At 66.9% G+C, this 11,714-nt stretch carries 12 protein-coding genes; 3 read left to right on the top strand and 9 right to left on the bottom strand.

All coding sequences use genetic code 11. The features are described from left to right. Positions 1-198 precede the first annotated feature (198 nt). Positions 199-1,383, top strand: a complete 1,185-nt coding sequence (locus GJV80_RS20140; RefSeq protein WP_154689428.1) for a MalY/PatB family protein — start codon at positions 199-201, stop codon at positions 1,381-1,383. On the opposite strand, the gene GJV80_RS20135 is transcribed toward GJV80_RS20140, so the two are convergent. Beyond that, complete coding sequence (locus GJV80_RS20135; protein ID WP_230208447.1) at positions 1,352-1,969, bottom strand: RNA methyltransferase; 618 nt, start codon at positions 1,967-1,969, stop codon at positions 1,352-1,354. The genes GJV80_RS20140 and GJV80_RS20135 overlap by 32 nt on opposite strands. An 87-nt stretch (positions 1,970-2,056) precedes the next feature. Between GJV80_RS20135 and GJV80_RS20130 the strand changes: the two genes are divergently transcribed. Both GJV80_RS20130 and GJV80_RS20125 read left to right on the top strand, forming a co-directional pair. Continuing rightward, complete coding sequence (locus GJV80_RS20130) at positions 2,057-2,713, top strand: DedA family protein (protein WP_154690404.1); 657 nt, start codon at positions 2,057-2,059, stop codon at positions 2,711-2,713. 316 nt (positions 2,714-3,029) lie between these two features. Next, positions 3,030-4,109, top strand: a complete 1,080-nt coding sequence (locus GJV80_RS20125; protein ID WP_154688357.1) for an IS110 family transposase — start codon at positions 3,030-3,032, stop codon at positions 4,107-4,109. Between the two features lie 92 nt (positions 4,110-4,201). Here the strand turns inward: GJV80_RS20125 and GJV80_RS20120 are convergent, their stop codons facing one another. From GJV80_RS20120 to GJV80_RS20085, 8 genes are all read right to left on the bottom strand, one after another. Then, positions 4,202-5,137 (bottom strand): aldo/keto reductase, encoded by a 936-nt coding sequence (locus tag GJV80_RS20120; RefSeq protein ID WP_154690403.1) that lies wholly within the window; start codon positions 5,135-5,137, stop codon positions 4,202-4,204. 159 nt (positions 5,138-5,296) lie between these two features. Further along, on the bottom strand, positions 5,297-6,121 hold the full coding sequence (locus GJV80_RS20115; protein WP_154689426.1) for a LemA family protein: 825 nt from the start codon (positions 6,119-6,121) through the stop codon (positions 5,297-5,299). Between the two features lie 52 nt (positions 6,122-6,173). Next, positions 6,174-6,725, bottom strand: coding sequence for an orotate phosphoribosyltransferase (pyrE, locus tag GJV80_RS20110; protein WP_154689425.1), 552 nt, complete (start codon positions 6,723-6,725; stop codon positions 6,174-6,176). A 37-nt stretch (positions 6,726-6,762) separates the two neighbouring features. Further along, positions 6,763-7,482, bottom strand: coding sequence for a class E sortase (locus GJV80_RS20105; protein ID WP_230207880.1), 720 nt, complete (start codon positions 7,480-7,482; stop codon positions 6,763-6,765). 43 nt (positions 7,483-7,525) lie between these two features. Then, a complete protein-coding gene (locus tag GJV80_RS20100; RefSeq protein WP_154689424.1) occupies positions 7,526-8,110 on the bottom strand; it encodes a hypothetical protein in 585 nt (194 codons plus the stop codon). A 144-nt stretch (positions 8,111-8,254) separates the two neighbouring features. Beyond that, positions 8,255-9,565 (bottom strand): glycoside hydrolase family 125 protein, encoded by a 1,311-nt coding sequence (locus tag GJV80_RS20095; protein ID WP_154689423.1) that lies wholly within the window; start codon positions 9,563-9,565, stop codon positions 8,255-8,257. Continuing rightward, a complete protein-coding gene (locus tag GJV80_RS20090; protein ID WP_195909034.1) occupies positions 9,454-10,830 on the bottom strand; it encodes an ROK family transcriptional regulator in 1,377 nt (458 codons plus the stop codon). Before GJV80_RS20090 ends, GJV80_RS20095 begins: the two co-directional genes overlap by 112 nt. 139 nt (positions 10,831-10,969) lie before the next feature. After that, positions 10,970-11,710, bottom strand: coding sequence for a spermidine synthase (locus tag GJV80_RS20085; RefSeq protein ID WP_154690401.1), 741 nt, complete (start codon positions 11,708-11,710; stop codon positions 10,970-10,972). Positions 11,711-11,714: the final 4 nt, after the last annotated feature.

Raw genomic sequence — 11,714 nt, 5'->3', positions numbered from 1 at the left:
CACCGGAACAACCCATTTGGCGAATCAGTCACCGTCCCGATGCCCGGCCGGGCGGCGTGATGGCCACGACGAGGGGTGCCGCGCCGTCAGTGCCCTGCCGGGTAGCGTAGGAATGTGGTCCTGATCTGCGACGTCGTGGCGGGAAACCAACCAGACGAATCAACAAGCCGTAGGAGCTGACCAGATGGCGGTGGTCCGATGAGCTACTCCGAGGACTTCGACCGGATCTCTGCCGATCGCCTGCGCGAGCTGGGCAGCATGAAGTGGAGCCTGTACCCCGACACCATCGGCGCGTTCGTCGCCGAGATGGACTTCGGTGCGGCCCCGCCGATCACCGCGGCGCTCCACGCCATGGTCGACGACGGGCTCTTCGGCTACCTGCCGAAGGGCCTTTCGGAGGCGTTGTCGGTCGCCTGCGCCGAGTGGCAGGCCAAGTCCTACGGCTGGGCGGTCGACCCATCCGATGTGCATCCCATCCCGGATGTGATCAAGGGCCTGGAGATCGCGATCGAGCACTACTCCCGGCCGGGCTCACCGGTGATCGTGCCGGTCCCCGCCTACATGCCGTTCCTGAAGGTGCCGACCAGCATGGGCCGGGAGATCATCCGGCTGCCGCTGTCGGAACGGGACGGTCGATACAGCTTCGACCTTGATCAGCTCGGGCGCGCTTTCGAGGCCGGCGGACACCTGCTGGTGCTGTGCAACCCGTACAACCCGGTCGGCCGGGTTCTCACCGCCGATGAACTGACCGGCATCAGTGAGGTGGTGACCGCGCACGACGGGCGGGTCTTCGCCGACGAGATCCATGCCCCGCTGGTGTTTCCGGGCGGTCGGCATATTCCGTACGCCTCAGTGAATGAGAACGCCGCCCGCCACACGATCACCGCGACCTCGGCATCCAAGGCCTGGAACCTTCCCGGTCTGAAGTGCGCGCAGCTGATCATCAGCAACGCCTCCGATGCCGAGGCGTGGGAGGAGTTCGGGCAGTTCGCCGGGCACGGAACGGCGAACCCCGGCGTGGTCGCGAACACTGCGGCGTACACCTCGGGCGGGCCATGGCTGGAAGAGGTGCTCAGCTATCTGGACACGAACCGGCAGTTGCTCGGCGAGCTGCTGGCCGAGGAACTGCCCATGGTCAAGTACACCCCTCCGGAGGGCACCTACATCGCCTGGCTCGATTGTCGTGATCTTGAACTGGGCGTCAGCGCGGCGGACTTCTTCCGGGAGAACGCGGGGGTTGCCTTGACCGACGGCGATGCCTGCGGCGCGCCGGGCTTCGTTCGGATGATCTTCGCGACACCGGCTCCGGTGCTGACCGAGGCGATCAGGCAGATGGGGGCGGCTGTGCGACTCAGTTCCACTGCAGCGCCCAGTGATACATAGCGATCGCTGCTGCCGCCCCGGCGTTGATCGATCGGGTCGACCCGTACTGGCTGATCGCCACCAGGCGGTCACAGATCGCAACGATCTCTTCGGTCAACCCGGGGCCCTCCGAACCGAAGATCAGACAACTGCGTTCGGGCAGTTTGGTCGTCTCCAGCGGGACTGAACCGGGCAGATTGTCCACGCCGATCGGCCGGTAGTCGTTCTGCCCGAGGAATGCCGCGAAGTCGGCGACGTCGGGATGATGGTGGATGTGCAGGTAGCGGTCGGTGACCATCGCACCCCGCCGGTTCCAGCGACGCCTGCCGATGATGTGCACGCCGGCGACGTTGAAGGCATTGGCGGTCCGGACCATGGAGCCGATGTTGAAATCGTGCTCCCAGTTCTGGATGGCGATCCGAAGCGGTCGACGGGTCGCATCGAGGTCGGCGACGATCGCCTCGACCGACCAGTAGCGGTAGCGGTCGACGACGTTGCGCCGATCGCCCTCGGCCAGCAGTCCGACGTCCAGCCGCGGATCGTCGGGCCAGGGTCGGGGCGCAGGTCCGACCCCGGTCTCGACCCCGGGATCGGCGGCCTGCGCCAGCTCGTCGTCGCTTAGGAAACCCACGGCCCCGACGGTACTCTCGCTCGGGTGATCCCACCCGTAGCGCAGGTTGCACTGCTGGCGCCCATGTTGCTGCCGTCCTGGATGGATCCCGAGGCCGTGATCAAGGCGTTCGGGCCGTACGCCGTGTGGGGGGTCGCGTTCATCATCTTCGCCGAGTGCGGGCTGTTCGCCATCCTGCCCGGCGATTCGCTGCTCTTCACGGTGGGGTTGTTCATCGGCGCCGGGACGATCGGGATGCCGCTGTGGCTGGTCTGCGTGCTGCTCACGGTCTGCGCCGTGCTGGGCAACGCCTGCGGCTACCTGATCGGCTATCTGGTCGGGCCGCCGCTGTTCAGGTCCCGTTCCGGGCTGCTCGGCAAGATCTTCAACCCCAAGTACGTCGAGCGGACCCACGACTTCCTGGAGAAGTACGGCAGCCGCGCGCTCATCCTGGCCCGGTTCGTCCCGATCGTCCGCACCTTCGTGACGTTCGCTGCCGGGGTGAGCCGGATGAGCTTCGGCAAATTCATTCTCTTCACCGCGATCGGCGGCGTGATCTGGGCCCCGGGTGTGACCATCCTCGGTTACTTCCTGGGCAACGTCGAGATCATCGCGCGGCACATCGATCTCGCCCTGGTCCTGGTCGTCGTGCTCTCCCTGATCCCGATGGGCCTGGAGTTTCTTTCCGCCCGCCGCAAGGCCGCCCGCGCCGCCTCTGCCGAGGGGTCAATTAATCACTGATATTTGCTGTGAGTCTTGTGGTGGCTGGTCTGGGACTGGCTGGCAGGGTTAGCGTCGGTCGCTTCGTCCTGGTCGTGACTCTTGATATGTGTGGCTCCTTTGTGGGGTGCCTTCAAGCCGACTTGTCCGGTTCAGGGCGGAAGGCCGACGCTGACCCGGCTCCACCTCGGTGACTTGATCAGAAGATTGTCGGTTCCACCTGTCGGGTGGGCCTGACTCATCACAGTGTTGCCCCGAAGTGACTTCCACCCGGGCCTGCGCCGACCGTTTGCGGCCGGATCCCTGTCGGTCTTGTCTGGAAGGAAGTCCCACCGCCGTGACCATCGTCGCGTATTCTCATCCGTTTGTCGTGGGTGTCGACACTCACGCCCGCTCTCACACCCTTGCCGTCGTGGTCGCCGTGACCGGTGAGCTGATCGCGACCGATCAGTTTCCCGCCACCGACGCCGGCATGGACCGGGCCGTCGCGTGGGCCGCGCGCCGCACCGGTGGTGATCTGGCCACCTTGTGGGTGATCGAAGGTGTGGCCACCTATGGTGCCCGGCTGGCAGCAGCGGTGACCCGGTTCGGTTACGAAGTGGTCGAGGCTGCTCGGATGGACACCCGGGCCCACCATGGCACCGGTAAGTCTGATCTGCTGGACGCTCACCGGATCGCGGCCGCGGTCTTGTCTCTGCACCCGCATCAGCTGCGCCGTCCGCGCAGCGATGGTCTGCGGGCGGCATTGCAGATCCTGGTCACCGCCCGCGACCACATGACTACCGAACGCACCGCGACCATCAACGCACTGATCGCGCTGGTGCGTGTGGTCGGCCTAGGCATCGACGCGCGGAAGCCGCTCACCGCCAAACAGGTCGCAGATATCGCCCGATGGCGTGCCCGCGTCGAAGACCTCGCCACGGCTACCGCCCGGGCCGAGGCCGTCCGGCTGGCCAAGCGAGTCGTCGAACTGGACCAAGAGATTGCAGCCAACCAGGCCCAAATCACCGACCTGATCCACCACAGTCAGGTCTCGTCCCTGCTGGACAAGACCGGCATCGGACCGGTCACCGTCGCAGTTGCCCTCGCAGCCTGGTCACACTCCGGCCGGGTCCGATCCGAGGCCGCGTTCGCTGCCCTGGCCGGAGTCAGCCCGATCCCGGCATCCTCGGGCAACACCGTCCGTCATCGACTCAACCGCGGCGGCGACCGCAGACTCAACCGGGCGCTACACATGGCCGTGATCACCCGCATGACCCACGACCCCGACACCCGGGCCTACGTCGCCCGCCGACGAGCCGAGGGACGGACGACCAAAGAGATCCGACGCTGCCTCAAGCGCTACCTCGCCCGCCAGCTCTACCGCGCCTTCCAGACACTCCACACCACGCCCGAGATCGAGCCATCAACCGCTTGACAAACATAGAAGAGTCGGCGTGTCGCCGTGGGCCGTTTGCGGCCATCGGCGACACGCCGCTGATATGAGGGATTTATTGACCCCTCGCGGAGTCAGGCGGTGAGCTTGATCAGCTCGTTGAGGTCCTCGTCGGTCGGTTGCCAGAGACCGGCGGTCACGTTGGCCTCGATCTGCTCGACCCGGGTGGCACCGGCGATCACCGAGGCGACGGTCGGCATCGCGGCCAGGCCGCCGATGGCCACCTGCAGGATGCTGACCCCGCGGTCGGCGGCGAACTTCTCCAACGCCTCGATGGTCTCCCAGTCCGCGGCCGCCAGCCGGTCCGGCAGCTTGGCCAGCCGGGAGCCGTCGGGCGCGGTCTCACCGCGCTTGTACTTGCCGGTCAGCAGCCCATTGGCCAGCGGGAAGTACGGCAGCAGGCCCTGACCCGTGCGTTCCAGCGCAGGGACCACTTCGGCCTCGATCGACCGGTTGAGCCAGGAGTAGTGGTTCTGGGCCGAGATGAACGGCTCGTAGCCGCCGGTCGAGGCGGTCCAGTCGGCGTCGATCACCTGCCAGCCCTTGAAGTTCGACGAGCCGATGTAGCGGATCTTGCCCTCGCTGACCAGATCGCTGAGCACCGAGAGGGTCTCCTCGATCGGCGTGTTCGGGTCGGGCTGGTGCATCTGGTACAGGTCGATCCAGTCGGTGCCGAGGCGTCGCAGGCTGTTCTCGACGGCGATCCGGATGTACCGGCGCGAACCGCGGACACCCCAGTCCGGACCGTTGCTGCCGTTCATCCCGCCGCCGAACTTGGTCGCGATGATCACCTTGTCGCGCTTGCCCTGCAGGGCCTTGCCGAGCAGGGTCTCCGAGGCACCGCCGCCGCCGTACACGTCGGCGGTGTCGAACAGCGTGATGCCGGCGTCGATGGCCGCGTCGACCACGGTCGGCACGTCCTCGTCGGCCATCCGACCGCCGAAGTTGTTGCAGCCGAGGCCGACGGTGGACACGGTGAGCCCGGACTTGCCGAGCTGCTGATAGGTCATGTCAGACACGATGTGCTCCCTTGCCAGAGCAGAGAAAGGTCAGGACCCCGGGTCGACAGCACCGTCGGTCCGGGCGGCGTCGTTCACCGACGCCGCGGGCTCACAGGTGCTGACCCTACTTGACCTGTCGGGAACCTCTGCCTGCGGGTGGCCCGCCGCTCAACCCCTCCTACCGGACCCGCCGATCAAACCCGCGGCCCAGCCCTGCGGGGGCTGCTGGTAGGGCGGCTGCTGCGGCGACTGCTGCCCGGGCACCTGCTGTTGGGGTGCCGGCTGTTGGGAAGCCTGCTGCTGGGGTGTCTGGAAATCGCCCGGAGCGTACGGCTGCTGGGCCGGAGGCTGTGCCGGCGGCAGCTGACCCGGCTGACCCTGGCCGGGCTGGTCGCCACGGTAGGCGATCTCTCCGAAGTTGACCGACGGTGCGGTCCGGGCTGCCTCGTCGGTGACTTCGAAGTAGGTCGCCTTCTGGAAGTGGAACATCCCGGCGATGATGTTGGACGGGACGCTCTCCACCCGGGTGTTGTACGCCCGGACGTTGGCGTTGTAGAAGCGCCGGCCGTTGGCGATCCGATCCTCGGTCTCGGCCAGCTGGCGCTGCAGTTCCAGGAAGTTGGTGTTGCTCTTCAGGTCGGGGTAGGCCTCGACGCTGACCATCAGCCCGCGTACCGCTCCGGTCAGCTGCTCCTCGACCTGGGCCCGCTCCGGGCTGGCCCCGCCGGGTTGCGACTGGGCGAGCGATTGGGCCTGGCTGCGCAGCCGGGTGATGTCGTCGAGGGTGTTCCGCTCGTGCGCGGCGTAGGCACGGACCGTCTCGACCAGGTTGGGCAACAGTTCGTACCGACGGTTCAGCTCGACATCGACCTGCCGCCACGACTCCTGGATCCGGTTGCGCTCCCGGACGAAGCCGTTGTACATGCTGACCATGACGATCGCGAGGATCGCGAGCACGACCAGGATCAGGATGAGGACGATCACAGCGCTCATGGCGAAACCCTATGCCCTGATCAGACCATTTGCCGTGATCAGATTGCCCTGATCAAGCGAGGCCGAGGTCCGACGCGCTGATCGCGTAGCGGTATTCCAGGCCCTCGGCGCGGATCTTCTCCGCGGCGCCGGTGTCCCGGTCGATGATCACGCCGACGCCGACGACCTCGGCGCCCGCCTCGCGGAGCGCCTGGACGGCGGTGAGCACCGACCCGCCGGTCGTGCTGGTGTCCTCGACCGCCAGCACCCGTCGCCCGGCGACCTCAGTGCCTTCGATCAGCCGCTGCATCCCGTGGGCCTTCTGCGTCTTCCGGACCACGAACGCGTCCAACCGGTCACCGTCGGCCGCCGCGGCATGCAACATCGCGGTGGCCACCGGGTCGGCTCCCAGGGTGAGCCCGCCGACGGCCTCGAACTGCAGATCAGACACCAGGTCCCGCATCACCCGGCCGACCAACGGTGCCGCGGCACCGTCCAGGGTGACCCGCCGCATGTCGATGTAGTAGTCGGCCTCGCGCCCCGAGGAGAGGGTGACCTGTTGGTGCACCACGGCGAGCCTGGTGATCGCCTCGATGAGCTGCGCCCGGTCCTGTTCGATGGTCATGGGCGGCAGCCTAGCGACCGGGACCGGCGGCCTGCGATCACTTGGTCTTCGTCGACGTCAGGTGGCCGAACCCCACCGAGCGGTCCGGGGAATGGAAGAGATCCTGGCAGGTGGTCAGCGTGATCAACCTGCTCGTCGGATGCTGACCCGGGTGACCGGGAACCGGGTCGATCACCCAGCCCTCGGTGTCCTCGACGGTGAGCTTGCGGGGCGGGGTGTCCACCCGATAGGTGAAGATCCAGGTCCTGGTTTCGACGACGACGGGGTCTCCGGTGTTCAGCTTCAGCAGGTCGGCGAACGGTGCGCCGTGGGTGATCCGATGCCCGGCCACGGCGAAGTTGCCCACCTCACCAGGTCCGGCGGTCCGGCGGTAGTGGCCGATCCCCCGGGCCAGGACGCCCTGACTGGTCCCTTCGAGGACGGGCACCTCCCTGACCCCGATCGACGGGATGGACAACAGCGCGATCGCGTCTCCGGGGACCGGCGAGCCGTGCTGGGCTGTGCCCTTGCCGTCACCGGGCCGTGCAGTCGGCATCGGTGCGGTCCAGGTGTTCCTGAGTCTTGCCCGCTCGGAGTCGTACGCCCGGTGCGCGCCGATGTCGGTGCCCCACAGTTGATAGCCGACGTAGCCCAGACAGGACGCCCCTGCGAGGAGCAGCATCAGTCCGACGACGGTGAGCAAGTGGTGACGACGCCAAGGCGACCGCTGCGGCGGCGGAGCGCCGGGCGTGCCGGGGGATCCCTTGCCGTCGGTCACCCATCCATTCTGCCGATTCGGCACCGTCGATCGGCTCGACCGGTCAGCGCGTCCGGTCCGCCGAGTCCCCGCCGCGGCACCAGATCGTCACGTCGGGAGTCCAGAGGATGGCAACGGCGAACGCTATGTAGACGCCGATCGGAACCACCCACGCGATGTGGCCGGACAGCACCACCGCGGCAGCGACGATCGTCGCGGCGCCCAGCAGACTGACCGCGATCCGCGGCCACGGGCGGCGGAGCAGCAGGAAGAAGCTCAGCACGACGGCTGCCCCGGGGAAGCCGAAGCCGACCCAGGCAAGGCCCTTCAGCATCTGGAGATGGAACCGTTCGAGCATGTGGTAGAAGATCCCGTCCGTGCCCGAGTAGCCCAGGCCGTCCCGGGCGATGGAGACGAACAACCAGACCAGGGCAAGCTCGGTCATCAGCAGCATCGACCCGGTGATGATCATGACCAAGGACAGGGTCAACAGGGCGGGCCGCTGGATCGGCCGGCCCGAGAACTGTTGTTCCTCGCCGGACTGGGAGAAGCCGCCGTACCCGACCGGAGGGTGTGTCGGTGGCTGTATCGGGGGATGCACCGGATGCGGCTGGGCGTCCCGCGGTCGCGGTCCGTACGGTCCGCTCACACGCCGCTCTTCCGGGCACGATTGATCAACCTGGGCACCCACGTCAGGCTAGTCGGTGCGGGCCCGGCGGCCCATCTTCCGTCAGACAGCGCTCAGGACCGGAAATTCTGCGGCGGGAGGCCGACCATGAGTGACGGCCAGGCGTCAGGACGTCGCGACCAGCTCCGCCAGCCGTACCCCCGCGAGGTCGAGGACCAACTCACACATCATCGCGTTCGCCCAGGAGAACCACGGTCGGCTGAACCGGGTCGGATCGTCGACGTCGAAGGACTCGTGCATCTGACCCGTGCCGCCCGTGGTGTCGACCAGCAGGCGGAGCACACGGCGCTTCTCATCGCCGTCGGTCGCGGTCAAGCCCTGGACGGCCAGCGCGATCGGCCAGACGTAGTTGGGCTTGGTGTGCGGACTTCCGATGCCCTCGGCACACCGACCGGAATAGAAGTACGGGTTCTCCGGGCTGAGGATCAGTCGCCGGGTGGCCAGGTAGGTCGGGTCGTCGGCGGGCAGATAGCCCGACAGCGGCAGGGACAACAGGCTCGGCATGTTGGCGTCGTCCATGATCAGGTGGTGCCCGAGACCGTCGGTCTCGTAGCAGTACACCCGGCCGTGGGTCGGATGATCAACCACCCCGTAGGTCTCGATCCCGTCGGAGATCGATGCCCGCAACGTGGCAGCGCGGCCGGCGATCTCGGTGTCGCCGAGCACCTCCTTGGCGATCACCTCCAGTTGACCGAGCACCACGGCCGCGAACATGTTTCCCGGGACGTTGTAGTTGTAGACGCAGGCGTCGTCACTCGGACGGAAGGCGCTCCAGCTCATGCCTGTCCTGCCGACCGGTTCACCCCGACCGTTGCGACTCAGCGTCTCGGTCGGCAGATGATGATCACGTTCGAAGAAGTACGGCGACTTCTCATGATCGAGTTCGCACTCCCAGAGGTCGAGGATCGTCCGCGCAGCCACAGCGAACCGCTCGTCCAGGTGGTCGGTCCGTCCGGTGATCCGCCACAGTGCATGGCCGAGGTCGAGCGGGAAGCACAACGAGTCGATCTCGTACTTGCGTTCCCAGACCCGCGGTCCCGCGCCCGAGCGGTCTTCGGCATGGGGACTCGGTTCGGTGCCGCGCTTGAAGGAATTGGCGTACGGGTCGACGGTGACGAAATCGACCTGCCGGCGGAAGACGCCGATCAGCGTCTCGGCCAGGGCAGGGTCCCGGTCACAGACGATCAGGTACGGCCGCACCTGGGCCGCCGAATCCCGCAACCACATCGCCGGAATGTCGCCGGTGAGCAGATACGTCGTTCCGTCCGATGCGAGTTCGGCGACCGCCGGCAGGTTCTCCGACATCACCCGGGTGAACATCGCCGTGACGTCGGGATCGCCGATCGCGGCGTCGACCTGCTTGCTGAGTTGGGAAAGAAGTACAGGATCGATCCCGGCTGATGGGTGGCGGTGCATGGTCTCCTCGTGGTGGGGTCCGGTGGGATCAACTGGCCAACAGTACGGCCGGGTTGGTCGAGAACGTATGGTCGAGAACGAGGCTGGCCGCTCCGACGGCGCCGACATCCTCGCCGATCCTGGTTCCGGAGGTCGTCAACGGGTGGATCGACTGCAATCCCGTGCCGGCGGCGGAATTCGGCCAGCCGTTGCGTGCTGAAGAAGGGCGAGAGGGTGGTCCAGTGCGGGCCGCCGAAGACGACATGATCAAGATCGAGCAGCAGCGCGATGTCCTCGCAGGCCTTGAGCACGCCGCGGACCATGGTGTCCAGCACCTCGCGTGCCGCTTCGTTGCCGTGCAGCGCGCGGTCAGCCAGTTCGACCAGCGCCGCCTCGACCTGCGGACGGTCGTCGAGGTCGACGTCATGATCAAGACCGCCGTTGGTCACGCCGAGATGGACCAGCATGCGCGGCTGGCTGCTTTCGCCGAGGCAGCCCCGGTACCCGCACGGGCAGGGGATCCCTTCGTTGGCGATGATCATGTTGCCGATCTGGCCGGAGTTGTGGGTCGGCCCGCGGAACACTTCGTTGTTGATCACCAGGCCGGCACCGACACCGGTTCCGAGATAGAAGAACAGGAAGTTGCCGACACCCCCGTACCACTTCTCCGCCGCCGCAGCGGCCGTGACGTCCTTGTCCAACAGCACCGGAAGGCCGACCGCATCCCTCAGGGCATCCCGCAGCGGCACGTCCTGCCACCCCTCGAGGTTCGGTGGGTCGACGATCACGCCACGGTCGACGTCGATCGGACCCGGTGCGGCGATGCCCAGGCCGACGATCTTGTCCCGGCTGATCTCTGCTTCGGTGATCAGCTCCTCGATCCGTGCGGCGCTGCTGGCGGTGACCTCGTCCGGATCCGGATGGGCCGGAGTGGTGTACCGGGCATGCGCCAGTGTCTCTCCGACCAGATTCAGGATCACGTAGGTGATCACGGCCGGATCCAGATGGACACCGATCGCGTACTGGCCCTGCGGATTGAGATGCAACAGGGTCCGCGGTTTGCCCCGGGCGATCGGCGCACGCCGACCCTCGGTGATCAGCCCGGCAGCCATCAGCTGGCGGACGATGTTGGTGACCGCCTGGGCGGAGAGGCCGGTGGCCGCTGCCAACTCGACCCGGCTGACGCCGTCGATACTCCGCCGGACGGCGTCGAGAATGACCGTCTGGTTATAGTCGGCGATCCGCCCCTGGCTCGCGGCCTTGCGCGTCGACGTTGATGCGCTCACCCACCACTTCCCCTCAGCTACGATTACTCAAGTGAGTTTACTTAATATCGCAATTTGAGGCCGTACGCATCATCTTCGCTGAAGTCGTCCCAAAGTTGGTCGTCCGAAGTGGGCCATCCCAGCACGCACTCGGAACAGGTCAGCGGAAGTGGGTCGCCGGTGGCTCGGGCGACGGTGAACTGTCGGCGTCGGTGAAGGGTGCCGCCCCACCGATCAGCTGTTCCAGCCGGGCCGCGGTCAGCACCCGGTACGGGTAGGGCGACCTGGCCGATCGTCGGGCGAGCTCGTCCACCGGCAGCTCCTCGTCCGAGGCCAACAGAATGATGTTGCCGAATCGGCGACCCTTCAGCGTCGCCGGCTCGGTGCTCAGCGCCAGCTGGTCGAAGGTCTTTGCCGCGGCGGCTGCGACCCGGCGCGCATAGTCCAGTCCCTTGTCGGTGATGTTCAGCATCATCACGCCGCCGTCCAGCACCCGGCGGACGTCGGCGAAGAACTCGGTCGTGGTCAGTTCGGCCGGCACCTGGGAACCGGCGAAGGCGTCGACGACGACGACATCGGCGTAGTCCTCGCGGATCGCCGCGATGCCTTCTCGACCGCCGACACCCCGGACCTTGATTCCGCTCTGCCGTGGCAGCGGAACATGGCGACGAACGAACTCGGTCAACTCGGTGTCGGGCTCGAGCACGATCTGCGCCGAACGCGGCCGGGTGGCCGCGACGTAGCGCGGCAACGTCATCAATGCCCCACCGACGTGGATGATCCGGATCCGCCGGCCCTCGGGCGCGATCAGATCCAGTGCGTCGGCCAGCCGCTGCATGTAGTCGAACTCCAGCCGGCGTGGGTCGTCCAGATCGACATAGGACTGGTCGGTGCGTCCCATCCGC

Source organism: Microlunatus sp. Gsoil 973, from assembly GCF_009707365.1.
In the GTDB taxonomy this organism is placed as follows: Bacteria; Actinomycetota; Actinomycetes; order Propionibacteriales; family Propionibacteriaceae; genus Microlunatus.
Note: the sequence above shows the minus strand (reverse complement) of the source record. Positions and strands in the feature narration are given on the sequence as shown.

Excerpts from the sequence above, each read along its gene's own strand:
- GJV80_RS20095 (WP_154689423.1), bottom strand. The coding sequence starts at position 9,565 with ATGCACCGCCACCCATCAGCCGGGATCGATCCTGTACTTCTTTCCCAA.
- GJV80_RS20120 (WP_154690403.1), bottom strand. The coding sequence starts at position 5,137 with ATGACCTATCAGCAGCTCGGCAAGTCCGGGCTCACCGTGTCCACCGTC.
- GJV80_RS20115 (WP_154689426.1), bottom strand. The coding sequence starts at position 6,121 with ATGAGCGCTGTGATCGTCCTCATCCTGATCCTGGTCGTGCTCGCGATC.
- GJV80_RS20140 (WP_154689428.1), top strand. The coding sequence starts at position 199 with ATGAGCTACTCCGAGGACTTCGACCGGATCTCTGCCGATCGCCTGCGC.
- GJV80_RS20130 (WP_154690404.1), top strand. The coding sequence starts at position 2,057 with ATGTTGCTGCCGTCCTGGATGGATCCCGAGGCCGTGATCAAGGCGTTC.
- GJV80_RS20085 (WP_154690401.1), bottom strand. The coding sequence starts at position 11,710 with ATGGGACGCACCGACCAGTCCTATGTCGATCTGGACGACCCACGCCGG.
- pyrE (WP_154689425.1), bottom strand. The coding sequence starts at position 6,725 with ATGACCATCGAACAGGACCGGGCGCAGCTCATCGAGGCGATCACCAGG.